Raw genomic sequence first — 17,854 nt, 5'->3', positions numbered from 1 at the left:
CGTTACGGTATGCATCTAGCATAACAGTGTACACGTTCAAGGCTTTTTCTATTGGATAAATATAGATGAATCTATAAGCTTTACTGTATTAGCCTTGTACAACAGCGACTAACAATACAATCCAACCTGCTATAAAGGCAAGTCCGCCTAGAGGAGTAATCGCTCCTAATTTACGAACACCGGTAAAGCTAAGGACGTACAAGCTGCCTGAAAATAAAATAATCCCTATACAAAGCAACCAACCTGCGGTTACTGCAAGAGTAGAGTGGGTTAGATTCTGTCCAAGTGTTCCTATCAACAACATTCCCAGTCCATGTGCAATATGGTATTGCACACCTGTTTCGTATACTTTCATCATATCAGCGTTGAGCTTCTTTTTGAGCGCATGTGCACCGAAAGCTCCAAGAGCTACAGCCAGAACCATCATGATACAACCGATGATCAGTATCGTTTGCATTTTATCCACCTCCAATAGACATGACTATATCTTTATTTATAATTTACGTAAGTAAATATTTTGAATCGTATGATTGGCTTCCTTTTTCAAAATTAGCTGTGCGCGTCCTTTGGTAGGAAGAATATTTTCATGTAGATTTTTGGCGTTGATCGATTCCCATGTATGATGAGCGACTACAGTTGCTTCTTCTTCAGACAGATCAGCAAATCGAGAATGGAAGTACGAATCTGGATTCTGAAAAGCAGTCTGACGTAACAATTGGAAGCGTTCTACATACCAACGAGCAATATTTTTCTCTTCTGCATCAATAAAGATCGAGAAGTCGAAGAAGTCACTCACGAATAAGGGACTATCCTTTTTCACTTGTAGTACATTAATGCCTTCTACAATTAGAATATCAGGATGATCAATAACGCTTTCCTCATCAGGAAGAATATCATACGTTAAGTGTGAATATTTGGGTGCTTTTACTTTCGGTTTACCGGATTTCACTTCTCCAATAAACTGAATTAAGCGCTTAATATCATAGCTTTCAGGAAATCCTTTACGGTTCATAATCCCATTTTTCTCTAACACAGCATTTGGATATAGAAAGCCGTCCGTAGTGACCAGATCGACTTTGCGATGCGTATCCCAGCGAGTAAGAAGGGTCTGGATTAAGCGAGCAGTGGTGCTTTTTCCAACCGCTACACTACCAGCAATACCGATAATATAAGGCGTTTTGCGGGCTTTTTTCTGCAAAAAAGAAGTGGTTAACTGATGGAGCTGTTGAGAAGCACCCACGTAAAGATGAATCAGATGAGTCAGTGGTAAATAGACCTCTTCCACTTCTTGCAGAGAGACCTTTTCATTTAATCCACGTAGCTTTTCTAATTCAACCTCGGTCAAAGATAATGGTGTATCGTGATCTTTTAAGGAAGCCCATTCCTTGCGATCAAATTCGATGTATGGCGAATATCGTTTCATGTGCTCTCACTTTCTGAGAATTTTTTTAATTCTAGTGTACCAAACTTTACAATGAAAAACCTCTAAAACGTTTAGGACATGTTCTGTTGACCTTCCAAACAGTGAAGTTAGGCTAAGTTTAATGATAATACTAACAAATAGCTCACATCAATCTTGCTTCTTATATATTGAATAGACTAAGGTAGATAAAGACTAGATATAGAAATGAAGTATACTTACTTTCTTGATACTAAGATAATGTTCATTTCTTGATATACATAATGGTAATATAAGTATACATTGATTGATCTATATTTATAAAAGCGTACATCTAACCTATCCAATACAGATTCATTTTATAAAAACTATGCATGATGATCTTATAATGACAGGCTATAAGGAGGAACTATTTTGTCCGAAAAATATAATCATTCCCATTTTTCCCATCAGGACAAATCTACATTCAATCTTGAATTGCATACCAAATCCTTATTAAGCGATAGATCCGTTGTGCATACTCCTGCTTCTTTTGCCAACATGTTAGATACGCTTGAAATGATGCCTTACCGTAATATCAATCTTTCTGTATATGAAGTTCGTAAAAGTCTAGAAATTGCGAAATCTCTTGATGTAGAAGACCTGATTATTCGTACTCAACTTATCCATGCCGATATTATGGGCAGACAAGGTAAAATTGCTGAAGGCGGACGCAAAATTCGTAAAATCAATAAATGGGCTTTGGATCATAACCATCATTATTTGTTAGCTCGCAGTCATCGATTACTGGCTGCTTTTTATAGACGTATTGGAGATAATGAAAGTGCGTTAGAAAATGCTGTGATTGCTTTTAAATACTTGCCAGAGGACACTTCACTGCCGATTCGTGCAGATCATCTGATGACGCTTGCATTAACACTGGATGAAGTAGGGGCATATGAAGATTCGGTACATCGTTTTCAAGAAGTGTTAGAGATTGCAACCGCTACGAATGATTTTCAAATTTCGATGTTTGTTTTAAATAATATGGCATATACCCAGTATGAACGTGAGAATATTCCTGAAACGTTAGAATTAATTGCTCAAATGCGCGAATTAAGTGTTAAATATAAAGTGCCTTTAGAAGCGCAACAATTAGATACGATTGCTGTGATTGAGATTCAAGCCGGTCGTCCAGAAGAAGCGGAGAAAACATTGCAACCGATGCTTCATGAACCTGTAGGAACGCGTAAGTTAGGGGAACTGGCTACTTTACCAGAATGTTTGTTAACGCTAGCCAAAGCGCAACGTCTACAAGGCAAATTAGAAGAGTCTGAAAAAACACTACGAGAAGCTGCACATATCTCGGAAGAACATGGACTGGCACGTCTGAGTGTCAAAGTCAGACTTGAACGTTCAGAATGGTATGCCGCTTCTAATCGGTATCAAGAAGCTTATGAAGAACATCGCTTGTTTTTTAAAGAAAATGAAACATTGCGTTCTACTCAGCGCGAGACCCGGGCACGCATTTTACAAATTGTATACGATGCAGAAGAAGCCAAACGCGATAGCGAGTATTTTAAAGAAATGGCACTACGTGATCCTTTGACAGGTCTGCATAATCGCCGCTTTATGGATGTGCATATGAACAAATTGTTAGAGCGTTGTATTCTACTGGAGCAACCTCTGACTGTCGCTATGATCGATCTGGATTTTTTCAAATTAATCAATGATACATTATCCCATGAAGTAGGGGATATTGTACTGGTTCATGTCGCAAAAATCTTATCGCTTACGATTCCTTCGACTGCTGCTGTAGCACGTATAGGCGGGGAAGAATTTGTAGCTGTATTTCCAGAAACAGATCTCAAGCAAGGTAGAGTATATGCCAATATGTTATGTGAAGCGATTCGTTCAGCAGATTGGAGTCCCATTACAGGCAACTTACCTGTGACAGCGAGTATCGGTATTTCTACGATTACAGATCAAGCTCAATCCAGTGCAGAATTACTGGCTCTAGCAGACCATCATCTATATGAAGCGAAAAAAGCAGGTCGTAATCAGGTGATATGCGGAGAAGATGTATTACGAAATATAGAATAAATTGAATTATATTTAGTTATTTTTAATAAATAACTTATAATTAATAACAATTAGGTGTATACTATAGAGATAGTGAATCCATAACACCATCCATAATTAACAAGAAGGAGGTATTCATTATGTCTGAACAACACCAACAATCAGATTCATCACATTCTACAAATAAATTAGGAAATATACCCATATCTATACTTGATCTTGCACCGATAACAGCAGGAGCAACAGCATCAGATGCTTTTAAAAATAGCCTTGATATGGTACAACATGCTGAAAAATGGGGATACAATCGTTACTGGGTAGCAGAGCATCATAATATGCCAGGGATTGCGAGTTCTGCAACTTCGGTAGTGATCGGTTATTTAGCGGCTGGAACTTCAACAATTCGTGTTGGTTCAGGTGGAATTATGCTTCCTAACCATGCTCCGCTTGTGATTGCAGAGCAATTTGGTACGCTTGAATCTATGTATCCAGGACGGATTGATCTAGGTCTTGGACGTGCACCGGGTAGTGATCGTCGTACAACGCTTGCTTTGCGTAGACAATTGGATAGCGGAGAAGACTTTCCAGAATTGCTGGAAGAATTAACTTCCTTTTTCGATGCGTCAGCGACTTCTTATCATGCACCGATTCGTGCTGTACCGGGTGAAGGCTTGAGTATTCCGATCTGGTTATTAGGTTCTAGTGACTTTAGTGCACAATTAGCAGGTCAAAAAGGATTGCCGTTTGCTTTTGCAGGTCATTTTTCACCTGATTATACACAGCGTGCATTAGCCGTCTATCGTCATCATTTCCAACCTTCAGCTATTTTGCAAGAACCGTATGCTATGGTCGGTGTGAACGCGATCGCTGCTGATACAGATGAAGAAGCAGAATGGTTAGGTACGACTATGCAACAGCAATTCCTTAATATTATTCGTGGCAAAACAGGTCAAGTTCAACCACCTACAGATATGTCTAGCAAATGGACACCTTATGAACAAGATGCTGTAGAAAAACAACTACGATCGACAATCAAAGGTGGCCCTGAAAAAGTAAAACAACAACTAACACAATTTATTGCAGATACAGGAGCCGATGAATTGATTGTGACAGGAATGTTATATGATCATCAAGCTAGACTACGCTCTTATGAAATTATTAGTGAAGTGGCAGAGATTCGCAACACTGTAAATAGTTAATTATTGGGTATGATCTATAGAACGAATAAACCGGCGATATGCTTTCGGAGCAGAGCCGGTTTTTCTTTTGAATAAATGATGAAAATAAGATACATCATGATAGCCGACTTGCTCGCAAATAGCAGTTATTTGCTGATCTGTCGTACGTAATAGATCACAAGCTGCTTGAATTCGTAACATCTGTACATAATGAGACATCGATGAACCGGTATGTTTTACAAATAGCCGATGAAGCTGACGAACACTAATCTTCATTTTGGCGGCAATTTCTGCTACTGATATCGGTTGATGGTAATGAGTATGAAGTTCGTGTAGAACATCCTCCCATGTAGAAGAAGATGGTAGTAGTAAGACTTCGCTTTCGGTATCTGATCGATGTAATAACAGTAAAATTTGAATAACATACGTATACACAGCCGTTATCCAGCCTGCCCGTTCGCGATGATACTCTTCGTATACCTGTTGAAATAACCGATGAAATTCTTGAAATCGATCATAACTATAACGATACTGCTGATCAGTTAACAAAGGCTTTATCACTTCACTCCCCGGATACGTAGACAATACCTCTAATAACGAATTGGCATCGAAAATACAATTATACACAATCAACGGATCAGCATCGCTAGCAGGTGATGGACGATATACATGCGATATGCCCATCGGCAACAGAAAAAGGTCTCCTTTTTTGACAGGAGAAGAGATGCCATTGATCACATGACTGCCTGTACCTTCACTGACATAATTCAATTCCAAAAAATCATGCATATGTTCATGAAGTTCATACGATTCGGCTACCCGATTAATATAGATTGGGATGTCTTTTGTAAAAAAGTAATCACCTATCAGCGTATCGATTCTGCGTTTGATCGTCATCGTATATTTTCCCATCCTTCCCAATGTCCGATTTACCACTTAAATATGTCCGAATAGCCCATTTTAAACGCTTACAACTATCGTATGATAAAAAAGAAATCATCTCAAGTGCGCTTATTGAGAGCATGAGCATCTATCTTAACGATTGAAGGAGCGTGTATCGTATGGATCATCATTCTGTTTCAAATAATGGATTAGAAGTGATACAACTGCAATGTGAATATCGTACTCACTGGTTAGGTAGCGATCATCTTCGTCCTCAATTTAGCTGGATTATTCAATCTAATCAACGATCCACAATGCAGTATAGCTATCATATACAAGTTGGATTAGATAGTGAGGATTGGACACAACTGCTATGGGATTCAGGAATCGTCGTTAGTGATCAATCGATTCAAGTCAAGTATGCAGGTTCACCTTTACAATCTCGCACGCGTTATTATTATCGTGTACAGATTCAAGATCAACAGGGAAGAACGTCAGCATGGAGTGAGATACAGTGGTGGGAGACTGCTCTGTTAGAGCATACAGAATGGCAAGCGCAATGGATCACTCCTGAAGAAGAATGGCATAACCCGCAGTTAGAATCTGTTTTTCAATTACGTAAATCATTTACATTACCTGAAAATATAAGTTCTGCGCGTATTTATGCGACAGCAGCGGGATTATATGAGCTGTCTATTAACGGTACTCGTGTAGGCGATGAATGGTTCACACCGGGATGGACTAGTTATACTCATCGTCACCAATATCAGACTTACGATGTTACAAAGTATCTGCAAGCAGGAGATAATGCAATCGGTATCAGTCTAGCCGATGGATGGTATACCGGTCGTCTCGGTTGGGAAAATAAGCGCCAGCATTATGGAGAACACAAAGCATTATTGTTACAACTTCATGTTCGTTATGAAAATGGTAAAGAAGAGATTATCGGTACAGATACATCATGGCATAGTGCACCTAGTCCAATAACGTTAGCATCTATTTACGATGGAGAACATTATGATGCTCGCTTAGAACAACCAGATTGGGATCAACCTGGCTACGATGATTCTTTATGGTCAGGGGTAAAAGTAGCCGAATTGCCTTATGATCATCTGATCGTTCAAGAAAATTGGGCGGTTCGTGTTACAGAAATACTGACTCCTGTAGAAGTGATACATACGCCTGCCGGAGAAACGGTATTGGATATGGGGCAAAATATGGTCGGTCGCATACGTGTAACAGGTATAATACCTGCCAATACGCACTATGTTATACATCATGCTGAGATTTTGGATCAACAAGGGAACTTTTATCGGGGTAATTTGCGAACTGCCAAGCAAGCTGTTCATTATATCGCTAATGATCAACAAGATCGTAAAATTAATCATGCACCACGCTTTTCATTTCAAGGCTTCCGTTATATCCAGATTGAAGGATTAGATCACCTTACCGATCAGCAACTATTGGAGATGGTCGCAGGAGAGGTCATGCATTCAGATATGCCGATTGCAGGTTCATTTGAATGTTCTCATCCGCTGGTTAATCAATTACAGCGTAATATTGTATGGGGACAGCGAGGGAATTTCCTTGATGTGCCTACAGATTGTCCGCAACGGGATGAACGCTTGGGTTGGACAGGGGATGCACAGGTATTTATACGTACAGCTGCGTTCAACTACAATATCGCTCCTTTTTTCCAAAAGTGGTTACGTGACTTGAGTGCAGATCAACGTTCAAATGGTAGTGTGCCTTTTGTTGTACCTGATGTATTAAGTGTACTGGACGAGGAAAAAGGAGATACTGAACTCCCTGCTTCAGCGGCATGGGGAGATGCGGCTGTAATCTGTCCGTGGGTTATGTATTTACATTATGGAGATCAGAACCTATTACAAGAACAATATAGCAGTATGAAAGCATGGGTTGATTACATTTACAATCAAGGTAGTCATCATTATCTCTGGAATACAGGATTTCATTTTGGAGATTGGTTAGCTCTGGATGCTAAAGAAAATAGTTATATGGGAGCAACACCTGTCGATTTGGTTGCGACTTCTTATTTTGCATATTCTACCCGAATTGTACGGGATACGGCTGTAGTATTGGGACAAGCAGCAGATGTGAAATTATACAGTGAGCGTCTGGAGCAGATTATTCAGGCATACCGTCATGAATTTGTGACACCAGCAGGAAGGCTAGCTGCGCCGACTCAGACTGCACATGCGCTAGCGTTAATGTTTGATTTGTTAGAAGAACGTGATCAACAGCGTACCGCAACCGAATTGAATAATCTTGTGATCAAAAATGATTATCATTTAACGACTGGATTTGTAGGGACACCGTATCTATGCTTTGCTTTGTCAGATCATGGGTATCATGAGACAGCGATTAAATTATTACTTCAAGAGCAATATCCATCCTGGTTATATCCTCTTTCCAAAGGAGCGACCACGATCTGGGAGCACTGGGACGGTATTAAGACAGATGGCTCATTCTGGCCGGATGATATGAACTCGTATAATCATTATGCTTATGGGGCTATTGGAGAATGGCTGTATCGTTATGTGGCTGGACTTGATATGAACGAAAGTATACCTGCCTACAAAAAAAGTAAAATTTATCCGCGATATGGCGAAGGAGAAATTACTTCTGCTAGTGCTATATTAGAATCTGCTTATGGCAAAATTCAATCTAGCTGGATCGAGCAGGAGGATCAGCGACAGTTAGAAGTAATCATTCCTGCTAATACAACCGCTGACATTGTACTGGATCATGCAATATTGTCATCTATTCAAGAAAACGGTCAGCCATTACATGAGATTGAAGGTATTCATAATATACAAGAAATGCAAAGCACAATCATCATAACGATCGGCTCCGGTCATTATCATTTTGTATACCAATATCAGCCGATCTCAACATTAGTATAAATACGTATTCCACACCGCCCAAAATAATACTCAAAAGCTCTGTTGCTTCGATATAGAACAGAGCTTTTTGCTATCCCTCTATATGCTGCGATGGTTGCAAAAGTGGCATCGCTATACAAGCACTGTTATAATCATACGCAATGTGTTAACGATTCATTGATAAATTTGCAGGGTAAAACATGCATAAATTTACAATGAAATTAATATTGAGACGATGATACAACGTGCCCTCTCAGCACAGAACCAGAAGTGACTGCTGTTCAGATGTTGAACAATAGTGTGTTTTCTGGCAAAGGAGCGAAAGAGATGAACACGAGAGATTATTATTTTGATAATTTAAAATTTCTTCTGATTACGCTAGTAGTAATCGGTCATTTGATCGAGCCGTTAAATGAAGATCCGCTACTACGACCGATTTATTTGATGATTTATACTTTTCATATCCCACTATTCGTACTGATATCCGGTTATTTTGCTAAAAATATTGGTAGTGGTGATTATTTGAACAAAGTGATCAGTCGATTAATTGTGCCTTATTTGCTATTTGAATCGTTATATTCCTTATTTGATTTCTGGATCTATGATCGAGCAGAGTTGAAATTTTCTTATTTTACTCCGTACTGGTTGATGTGGTTCTTTTTTAGTATGATTTTGTGGAAAGTAGCAATGCCTTATATCATTCGTATTCGTTATGCTTTGCCGATCGTAATTGGGATAGCGATACTAGCAGGATATGCTAATGACGCGCAATATTACGCTAGTGTGTCACGGACGCTTGTCTTTTTTCCATTTTTTCTCATCGGTTATTATTTAGATAAATCATGGATTGATCGATTACGTACAACCCGTATGCGCATCTATTCAAGTATTGGATTGATTCTTACGTATGTGATGATCTCTTCGTATGGATATAAGTACAAGAAAGAATGGTTTTTTGGAAGCTTTTCATATGAATCGTTAGGACATGACGAATGGAGCGCAGGTATATATCGGATCGCTGTATATGGTGCTGCTGTGTTGATTGGAGGAATGATAATGATCTTAATTCCTGAGCGCCAACTTCCCTGGATATCAACAATGGGAACTAACACACTGTATACATATCTGCTCCATGGATTTATTGTGTTGGTTCTGACAGCAAGTGATTTTTATACTCATTTTACAACGACGACCGAAAAGTTATTGTTAATTCCTTTCGGGATCATATTAACGATGTTGTTATCATTTAGCAGTATTCGTTTTCTATTCAAATGGTTAGTTGAACCTAAAATGAAGTTATTATTAAAGCATCATCCAAGTCGTTCTAATCGCAGTAAAAGCCAAACAGGGTAAACCAGTCCTCAGGAGGAACTATGGAAAATATAATCGTGCAGCAGATACAATGGAATACAGATCAATATCGTGCATGTCTGGCATTGCGTGACGAAGTATTACGGCAACCTTTGGGACTCAGTATATGGGATGATCCCTGGCAAGAAGAAGGCAATGATATTCATATCTGTGCGACTCTGGAGCAAGATACTATAGGTGTTCTTTTATTGCGTCCAATCGATCAGCAAGTCATCCAGATGAAGCAAGTCGCTGTAAGTGAAGCTGTTCGAGGTAAGCAAGTTGGCAAAAAGCTAGTCGAATTAGCAGAACAGATCGCTATAGCAAAAGGATATCGTACGATCATTTTACATGCACGTGAGAATGCTATTCCTTTTTATAAGAAGCTTCATTATTCATCAATTGGAGAACCTTTTACAGAAGTGGGTATCAAGCATAGTAAAATGATCAAACATATCCAGTAAATCAATAAAACGTTAGTGAAGTATCGGTATTCAGAGCAGTAGAATGTTCTGTTGCAGGTATTTTATTAACGTTTTTTTGTTAGGCTTGAAAGCAGATTACAGAAGCATGTTCACTAGACGACTGATGTATAAGGAAGATATGATAATAAAGTGTGAATTAGAACGTATACATTGGATAAAGAAAGGAAATGATTATGTCAGTTATTTTATATTATAACGATTCATTTTTGCGAGAATGGACAACAACGATTGTAGAACGTCGTGAACAAAATAATCAGTACTTTGTTCGGCTAGAAGAGACTGCTTTTTATCCGCATGGTGGAGGACAGCCTTGTGATACAGGGACGATCAATGAGATCGATGTGTTAGATGTTGTCAAAGAAGATGAGTATATCTGGCATCAAGTATCCCAATTACCAAATGATAATGAAGCACAATGTGAATTGAACTGGGAACGTCGATTGGATCATATGCAGCACCATACCGGACAACATTTATTGTCGGCTACAGCATTACAATTGTTCGATGCACCTACACTCAGTTTTCATTTAGGGCAAGATATGGTCACGATCGATATTGATCGTAAATCGATGAATGACACTGAATTAGCTACACTTGAACAAGCAGTCAATCAGCGAATTTACGATAATCTAGCTGTCAGCAGTTATTTTGTCAATGCAGAGCAATTAGCTCAATTACCTGTAGTGAAAATGCCGAAAGTGACTGAGGATATCCGCATCGTCGAAATAGAAGACGTCGAATACAATACTTGCGGAGGAACGCATGTATCACGTACCGGACAGATTGGACTTATCAAATTGTTCAAAGCTGAAAAGCAAAAAGGCAGTATCCGTATCTATTTCAAATGTGGTGCTCGTGCACTTGCTGATTATAACGACAGTCTGCATATTTTGAATACGCTTGCTACCAAATTCAATACAGGTCGCAAAGATATTTTAGAACGCTTTGGCAAATGGGAAGAAGACCAACAACAACTGAAAGCTGAATTAGAACAATTGCGTAAAGCTAACGATACTTATGAATCCAATCAATTATTATCTCAGATGCAAAATCAACAGATAACACATATATTTGAACATAAAACATTATCAGACTTACAACGGATCGCCGCTACGCTGATCGCCGAGCAAGAAGTGACAGTGCTGTTCGCAACATTAAGCGAATACAAAGTCTTTTTAGCTCAAAACGGTCATCCTCATTTAAAATGCGGTGCTTTTTTCAAAGAATATCTAGCTACTTTTCATGGAAAAGGCGGAGGAAGTGATCTTTCAGCGCAAGCTACCTTTACTTCGGAAGCCGATCTTAACGCATTTTATGAATTTGCACAGCAACAACTTCATCTTGTTCGTTAATTTAGATGTATAGTGAAGAATTATTGCTATACGTTTATCAGCAGAACTGATAAGTACTATAAGGCATTCTGATTGGTAGTGAATTGACCGTTACATCGCACTATGATAAGTTCAAAGGAGTAAATTAATTCTGATCACAATACTAGGAATTAGTATCGCAGGATGCTACAGATGGGGTGGATATTGTTGGAACTTCAAGTGATGAATAGTCCTTTTAATCAAGAGCAGGTCGATCTGCTTAATCGTCTTCTGCCTACACTTAATACAACACAACGTATTTGGCTTAGTGGATATATTGCAGCATTGCCTGAATCAGCGGCAGGTCCGACAACAGCAAACGCTGTTGCTGCGCCAGTAGAAACAAGCAATGGACAAGCAACCGTAACCCTTTCCAAAGACGTTACAATCCTTTTTGGATCACAGACCGGAAATAGTAATGGCTTAGCCAAAAAAATGGCGAAAAAATTAGAAGAGCAAGATTTTCAGATTACACTTTCATCGATGGGTGATTTTAAGACTAATCAGTTGAAAAAAGTAGAAAATCTGCTGATCGTGGTAAGTACACAAGGAGAAGGAGATCCGCCGGATAATGCGATTCCTTTTTTTGAATTTGTGCATAGTAAAAGAGCGCCTCAATTAGATCATGCACGCTTTGCAGTGCTTGGATTGGGCGATACATCTTACGAATTCTTTTGCCAGACCGGAAAAGATTTCGATAAACGCTTAGAAGAACTGGGTGCAGAACGTCTTGTACCACGCGTAGATTGCGATGTAGATTTTGAAGAACCGGCGACAGCATGGATGAACGATGTACTGACAGCTTTGACGCAATCTACGGAGACGTCTAGCCCTGCTGTAGTTGTAAATTCTTCGGCGACTGCTAGTGCAACATTAGAGTCTGAATATACACGTACCAATCCTTTTCAAGCAGAAGTGCTCGAAAATTTAAATCTTAACGGACGTGGTTCCAGTCGGGAGACCCGTCATATAGAACTTTCATTAGAAAGTTCTAACTTAGAATACCAACCTGGTGATAGTCTGGGTGTGTATCCGCAGAACCATCCGCAACTGGTAAGTGACATTATCTCTGCGATGAACTGGAATAGCGATGAAGTAGTTACGATCAGCAAGCATGGAGATCAAGCTTCTCTACACGAAGCTTTGCTTCATCATTATGAGATTACAACCGTTACGAAGCCGATTGTGCAGCAATTAGCAGCGTTGTCTACAAGTGATGAATTGAAAGCATTAGTAGCATCTGGTCGTGAACAAGAACTACGTACTTATATCAATGGCATCGATCTGCTTGATCTGATACAAGATCATTCATTTGCAGGTGTATCTGCACAAGATTTCACATCGGTATTACGCAAAATTCCTGCACGATTGTATTCAATTGCAAGTAGCCCGCAAGCTTTTCCAGAAGAAGTTCATGTGACTGTACGTGCTGTACGCTATGAAGCGCGGGGTCGTGAACGGTATGGAGTATGTTCTATACATTTAGCAGAACGTCTGGAAGCTGGTGATACATTGCCGGTCTATATTCAACATAACGATAATTTCCGTCTGCCAGAGAATCCAGATACACCGATTATTATGATTGGGCCGGGTACAGGAGTCGCTCCTTTTAGAGCATTTGTCGGTGAGCGTGAAGAAACAGGAGCTTCCGGTAAATCATGGTTGTTCTATGGAGATCAGCATTTTGCGACCGATTTCTTGTATCAGACCGAATGGCAACGCTGGCTTAAAGATGGTGTATTAACACGAATGGATGTTGCTTTTTCACGCGATACGTCAGAGAAAGTATATGTACAACACCGTATGTTAGAACGTAGTAAAGAGTTGTTCGAGTGGCTTCAAGAAGGAGCAGCTATCTATGTGTGTGGTGACGAGAAACAGATGGCGAACGACGTCCATTTGACCCTAGAAAAAATTATCGCTCAAGAAGGTCAATTAAGCCCTGAAGAAGCGACTGAATATTTAACATGTATGCAACAGGAAAAACGTTATCAACGGGATGTGTATTAAACGTTCAAGGTTCCAAACGGTTGAACGTCAATCATTCTGTAGATATCGAGAGGAGACAGTTAGATGGGGAATCTAGAAAAAGAAAAACCATATCCTCCGCATGATCGAGCACATAGCGATGTTGAGGATATTAAACGCAATAGTAATTATTTACGAGGTAGCTTAGAAGAAACATTGAAAGATCCAATTACCGGTTCAATTCCAGAAGACGATAACCGTCTGATGAAGCATCATGGTAGCTATATGCAAGATGATCGTGATCTGCGTACCGAACGTAATAAGCAAAAGTTAGAACCTGCGTATCAATTTATGCTACGTGTGCGTGCTTCTGGTGGTGTAGTCACTCCTGCACAATGGCTGATGATGGACAGCATTTCTCATAAATACGGCAACGATACGATTCGCTTAACGACCCGTCAATCATTCCAATTGCATGGAGTGCTGAAATGGAATCTCAAAAATACGATTCGTGAAGTGAATGAATCGCTACTAAGCACACTTGCGGCTTGTGGTGACGTGAACCGTAATGTAATGTGCAATCCGAATCCATATCAATCAGATGTTCATGCTCAAGTGTATGAATGGGCTTGCAAAGTGAGTGAACATTTAGATCCCAAAACAAGAGCCTACCACGAAATCTGGTTAGATGAAGAAAAGATTATCGACAGCAATGAAGTAGATCCAGAACCGATCTACGGCGCAGTCTATTTGCCGCGTAAGTTCAAGATTGGGATTGCAGTTCCGCCTTCTAATGATGTCGATGTATTTTCACAAGATTTAGGGTTTATCGCTGTGGTCGAAAATGATGTCCTGCTCGGATTTAACGTTTCGGTTGGTGGCGGTATGGGAATGACACACGGAGATGACAAAACCTATCCGCAAGTGTCTAAAGTAATCGGCTTCTGTACACCAGAGCAAATGATTGATGTTGCTGAGAAAACAGTTACCATTCAACGTGATTATGGTGATCGTGCTGTACGTAAGCATGCTCGCTTCAAATACACTATAGATGATCGCGGACTACAGTGGTTCGTGGATGAATTGCACGAACGTCTAGGCTGGCAGTTACAGGGTGCGCGTCCATTCCATTTTGACCATAATGGAGATCGTTATGGTTGGGTGAAAGGGAACAATGGTAGATCCCACTTAACTTTATTTATCCAAAATGGACGTATTATGGATGATGGTGATTATCAGTTGATGACAGGCTTGCGTGAAATTGCCAAAATTCACGATGGTGACTTCCGTCTAACAGCCAATCAAAATCTAATTATCGGTAATGTAAGCAGTCGCAAAAAGAAAAAGATTGAAGAACTGATTGAGCGTTATCAATTAACCGCAGGTGCTCATTATTCAGCGCTTCGTCGTAATTCGATGGCTTGTGTATCATTACCAACATGTGGAATGGCGATGGCAGAAGCTGAGCGTTATTTACCTGAATTGATCGACAAAATCGAACCAATCTTAGAAGAAGCAGGTCTGCGCGATGAAGATATCGTGATTCGGATGACCGGTTGCCCGAATGGTTGTGCACGTCCGGCACTGGCTGAGATTTCATTTATCGGTAAAGCTCCAGGTAAATACAATATGTATCTAGGTGGTAGCTTTACAGGGCATCGCCTGAACAAGCTATACAAAGAAAATATTGGCGAAGAAGAGATTCTAAATTCACTACGTCCGATGGTCAATCAATATGCCAAAGAACGGATCGCAGGCGAACATTTCGGTGATTTTGTGATTCGTGCAGGGTATGTAGCAGAAGTATTAGATGGTATGCAATTTCATGCTTAATGCTTAGTATAGAAGAGTAGATTGATATGATTGTTCAAAAATCCTTTACAGTGCCGTTGATGCTGTAAAGGATTTTTTTGTATATTCTTATTCATTATTCGTCCATCATGAGATTATTCCGTTGAGTTGTTAGCGATTTCCCCCTATAATAAAACGAGGAAAAAAGTCTAACAGAAAAGGTGTTATATCAACCATGAGTATATTGAATGTAGAGAAGTTAAGTCACGGATTTGGTGATCGTGCTATTTTTAAAGATGTATCGTTCCGTCTGTTAAAAGGCGAACATATTGGCTTAATCGGAGCGAATGGTGAAGGTAAGTCTACTTTTATGAATATCGTTACAGGTAAATTACAACCAGACGAAGGTAAAGTAGAATGGTCGAAGCGTGTACGTGTTGGTTATTTGGATCAACATGCTGTGCTGGATAAAGGCATGAGTATTCGTGATGTATTAAAAGGAGCTTTCCAGTACTTGCTTGATATGGAGCAAGAAATGAATGATATGTACGGCAAAATGGGAGATGTGACTCCTGAAGAATTAGAAGAATTGCTAGAGCAAGTAGGTACGATTCAAGATACATTAACCAACCAAGATTTTTACTTGATCGATGCCAAAGTCGATGAGACAGCGCGTGGTCTGGGATTAACCGATATCGGTCTGGACAAAGACGTAAACGATCTGAGTGGTGGTCAACGTACCAAAGTGTTACTTGCCAAATTGCTACTTGAAAAACCGGATATTCTTTTGCTAGATGAGCCGACCAACTATCTGGATGAAGTGCATATTGAATGGTTGAAGCGCTATTTGATTGATTATGAAAATGCGTTTATTCTAATCTCGCATGATATTCCATTCTTGAACAGTGTAATCAATATTATTTATCATATGGAAAATCAAGAATTAAGCCGTTATGTTGGCGACTATGATTATTTCCAAGAAGTCTACGAAATGAAAAAGCAACAGTTAGAATCAGCTTTCAAACGTCAACAGCAAGAGATTTCACAATTGAAAGATTTTGTTGCACGTAACAAAGCGAGTGTAGCGACTCGTAATATGGCGATGTCCCGTCAGAAGAAGCTGGATAAAATGGATGTGATCGAACTTGCGCAGGAACGTCCGAAGCCACAATTCAACTTCAAAGTCGGTCGTACCGCAGGTAAATTGATTTTTGAAACGAACAATTTGATTATTGGTTATGATGAGCCATTGTCCAGACCGCTTGATCTCAAAATGGAACGCGGTCAAAAAATCGCGTTAGTTGGTGCGAATGGTATCGGTAAAACGACCTTGCTACGTAGTATTTTGGGCGAAATTCAAGCTATTTCGGGTACAGTACAACGTGGAGAACATCAGCAAATCGGTTACTTTGAACAAGAAATGAAAGGCGATAACTACAATTCTTGTATCGAAGAAATATGGAAAGAGTTCCCTTCATATTCCCAATTTGAAGTTCGTGCTGCACTGGCGAAATGTGGTCTAACGACCAAACATATCGAAAGTAAAATCGCTGTTCTCAGCGGTGGCGAAAAAGCAAAAGTACGTCTATGTAAATTAATTAATCGTGAAACCAATATTCTGGTACTCGATGAGCCGACGAACCATTTGGATGTCGATGCCAAAGACGAACTAAAACGCGCACTTCAAGCATACAAAGGTAGTATCTTGATGATCTCTCACGAACCTGAATTTTATCGTGATATTGTGACAGAGACTTGGAACTGTGAAGATTGGACAACAAAAGTATTTTAAGATCAGTAACTGTACGTATAGATTGCAAAAGAGTGCTCTCAAGCACTCTTTTTTTGTTGATTATTTTTAAATGTATATATTGATATAAAAGTTATTGTATAATGTAAAACGAAGTCTATCATTATTTGGAAAAAAAGAAGATCACCTACTTTTTATTTACTTCAAAGGAGAATCAAATGAACAAGCTGGAGATTGCTTTATTGATAGTGATTGGTTTGATTGCTGTAGGAATTATCATCACCGGATTACGCTGGATGAGCTTGAGTAAAAAGCGTACGCAAAGTGAGACTGTGGTCGAAAATAATGCTATTCTTGCTTTCACACCGGAAGAAATCGCTAAAAAGCTGTTGTTTGTATTTATCAATACTGAATTTCTTTTTGTTGCTCTTTATCTACTGATCTATGTTAAGTCTTCTGGAGCCAATCTGATCGCTTATGTATTACTTGCTGTGTATATTGTAGGCACCATCTATAATATTATCGTCAATATCCGCAAGTTCAAAACAGGTGGATCGTTGTAAATGATGCTTGATTTTAAGTAGGTACATAAATATCGTTTTGCATAGTCATAAGCGATTCTATTCATATGATTATAAAAGCAACGTAAATACATGTCATCTAAGCAGGCGCTACAGTATAGATATCACTATCTATATCGTAGTGCTTTTTTGC

The 17,854-nt window shown here is 39.4% G+C and carries 13 protein-coding genes; 10 read left to right on the top strand and 3 right to left on the bottom strand.

Features of this window, described 5'->3' with window-relative positions:
• Window positions 1-88: 88 nt before the first annotated feature.
• Both QCD85_RS08950 and coaA read right to left on the bottom strand, forming a co-directional pair.
• Window positions 89-457: a DUF423 domain-containing protein gene (locus tag QCD85_RS08950; RefSeq protein WP_273612427.1), complete on the bottom strand. Its 369-nt coding sequence runs from the start codon at window positions 455-457 to the stop codon at window positions 89-91.
• Window positions 458-493: 36 nt separating this feature from the next.
• Entirely contained in the window at window positions 494-1,423 is a 930-nt protein-coding gene (gene coaA / locus QCD85_RS08945; protein WP_273612426.1) for a type I pantothenate kinase, read from the bottom strand.
• A gap of 390 nt (window positions 1,424-1,813) precedes the next feature.
• On the opposite strand from coaA, the gene QCD85_RS08940 reads away from it, so the two are divergent.
• Window positions 1,814-3,481: a GGDEF domain-containing protein gene (locus QCD85_RS08940; RefSeq protein ID WP_301262369.1), complete on the top strand. Its 1,668-nt coding sequence runs from the start codon at window positions 1,814-1,816 to the stop codon at window positions 3,479-3,481.
• A 119-nt stretch (window positions 3,482-3,600) separates the two neighbouring features.
• Window positions 3,601-4,659, top strand: coding sequence for an LLM class flavin-dependent oxidoreductase (locus QCD85_RS08935; RefSeq protein WP_274169913.1), 1,059 nt, complete (start codon window positions 3,601-3,603; stop codon window positions 4,657-4,659).
• On the opposite strand, the gene QCD85_RS08930 is transcribed toward QCD85_RS08935, so the two are convergent.
• A complete protein-coding gene (locus tag QCD85_RS08930) occupies window positions 4,660-5,535 on the bottom strand; it encodes an AraC family transcriptional regulator (protein WP_301262368.1) in 876 nt (291 codons plus the stop codon).
• A gap of 164 nt (window positions 5,536-5,699) precedes the next feature.
• Here QCD85_RS08930 and QCD85_RS08925 point away from each other — a divergent pair, with 164 nt between their 5' ends.
• From QCD85_RS08925 to QCD85_RS08890, 8 genes are all read left to right on the top strand, one after another.
• Window positions 5,700-8,447, top strand: a complete 2,748-nt coding sequence (locus tag QCD85_RS08925; RefSeq protein ID WP_301262367.1) for an alpha-L-rhamnosidase — start codon at window positions 5,700-5,702, stop codon at window positions 8,445-8,447.
• Window positions 8,448-8,753: 306 nt separating this feature from the next.
• Window positions 8,754-9,779, top strand: a complete 1,026-nt coding sequence (locus tag QCD85_RS08920; RefSeq protein WP_301262366.1) for an acyltransferase family protein — start codon at window positions 8,754-8,756, stop codon at window positions 9,777-9,779.
• Window positions 9,780-9,799: 20 nt separating this feature from the next.
• Entirely contained in the window at window positions 9,800-10,240 is a 441-nt protein-coding gene (locus QCD85_RS08915; RefSeq protein WP_301262365.1) for a GNAT family N-acetyltransferase, read from the top strand.
• A 194-nt stretch (window positions 10,241-10,434) separates the two neighbouring features.
• A complete protein-coding gene (locus tag QCD85_RS08910) occupies window positions 10,435-11,613 on the top strand; it encodes an alanyl-tRNA editing protein (protein WP_301262364.1) in 1,179 nt (392 codons plus the stop codon).
• 186 nt (window positions 11,614-11,799) lie between these two features.
• Window positions 11,800-13,641, top strand: a complete 1,842-nt coding sequence (locus QCD85_RS08905; protein WP_301262493.1) for an assimilatory sulfite reductase (NADPH) flavoprotein subunit — start codon at window positions 11,800-11,802, stop codon at window positions 13,639-13,641.
• A gap of 63 nt (window positions 13,642-13,704) precedes the next feature.
• A complete protein-coding gene (cysI, locus tag QCD85_RS08900) occupies window positions 13,705-15,432 on the top strand; it encodes an assimilatory sulfite reductase (NADPH) hemoprotein subunit (protein ID WP_301262363.1) in 1,728 nt (575 codons plus the stop codon).
• Window positions 15,433-15,625: 193 nt separating this feature from the next.
• The gene (gene abc-f, locus QCD85_RS08895; protein WP_273612417.1) at window positions 15,626-17,182 is read left to right on the top strand and encodes a ribosomal protection-like ABC-F family protein; all 1,557 of its coding nucleotides are present in this window, start codon (window positions 15,626-15,628) and stop codon (window positions 17,180-17,182) included.
• Window positions 17,183-17,358: 176 nt separating this feature from the next.
• Window positions 17,359-17,703, top strand: a complete 345-nt coding sequence (locus QCD85_RS08890; protein ID WP_274169920.1) for a hypothetical protein — start codon at window positions 17,359-17,361, stop codon at window positions 17,701-17,703.
• The last annotated feature ends 151 nt before the right edge of the window (window positions 17,704-17,854 follow it).

Origin of the sequence: Paenibacillus sp. PsM32, from assembly GCF_030433815.1 — a bacterium.
In the GTDB taxonomy this organism is placed as follows: domain Bacteria; phylum Bacillota; class Bacilli; order Paenibacillales; family Paenibacillaceae; genus Saccharibacillus; species Saccharibacillus kyungheensis.
The sequence above is the reverse complement of the archived record's forward strand: the minus strand, read 5'-3'. Positions and strand labels throughout refer to the sequence as shown.

What these genes read in the sequence shown, in the direction of transcription:
- QCD85_RS08950 (WP_273612427.1), bottom strand. Translation starts at nt 457, where the DNA reads ATGCAAACGATACTGATCATCGGTTGTATCATGATGGTTCTGGCTGTA.
- coaA (WP_273612426.1), bottom strand. Translation starts at nt 1,423, where the DNA reads ATGAAACGATATTCGCCATACATCGAATTTGATCGCAAGGAATGGGCT.
- QCD85_RS08935 (WP_274169913.1), top strand. Translation starts at nt 3,601, where the DNA reads ATGTCTGAACAACACCAACAATCAGATTCATCACATTCTACAAATAAA.
- QCD85_RS08930 (WP_301262368.1), bottom strand. Translation starts at nt 5,535, where the DNA reads ATGACGATCAAACGCAGAATCGATACGCTGATAGGTGATTACTTTTTT.
- QCD85_RS08925 (WP_301262367.1), top strand. Translation starts at nt 5,700, where the DNA reads ATGGATCATCATTCTGTTTCAAATAATGGATTAGAAGTGATACAACTG.
- QCD85_RS08920 (WP_301262366.1), top strand. Translation starts at nt 8,754, where the DNA reads ATGAACACGAGAGATTATTATTTTGATAATTTAAAATTTCTTCTGATT.
- QCD85_RS08915 (WP_301262365.1), top strand. Translation starts at nt 9,800, where the DNA reads ATGGAAAATATAATCGTGCAGCAGATACAATGGAATACAGATCAATAT.
- QCD85_RS08910 (WP_301262364.1), top strand. Translation starts at nt 10,435, where the DNA reads ATGTCAGTTATTTTATATTATAACGATTCATTTTTGCGAGAATGGACA.
- cysI (WP_301262363.1), top strand. Translation starts at nt 13,705, where the DNA reads ATGGGGAATCTAGAAAAAGAAAAACCATATCCTCCGCATGATCGAGCA.
- abc-f (WP_273612417.1), top strand. Translation starts at nt 15,626, where the DNA reads ATGAGTATATTGAATGTAGAGAAGTTAAGTCACGGATTTGGTGATCGT.
- QCD85_RS08890 (WP_274169920.1), top strand. Translation starts at nt 17,359, where the DNA reads ATGAACAAGCTGGAGATTGCTTTATTGATAGTGATTGGTTTGATTGCT.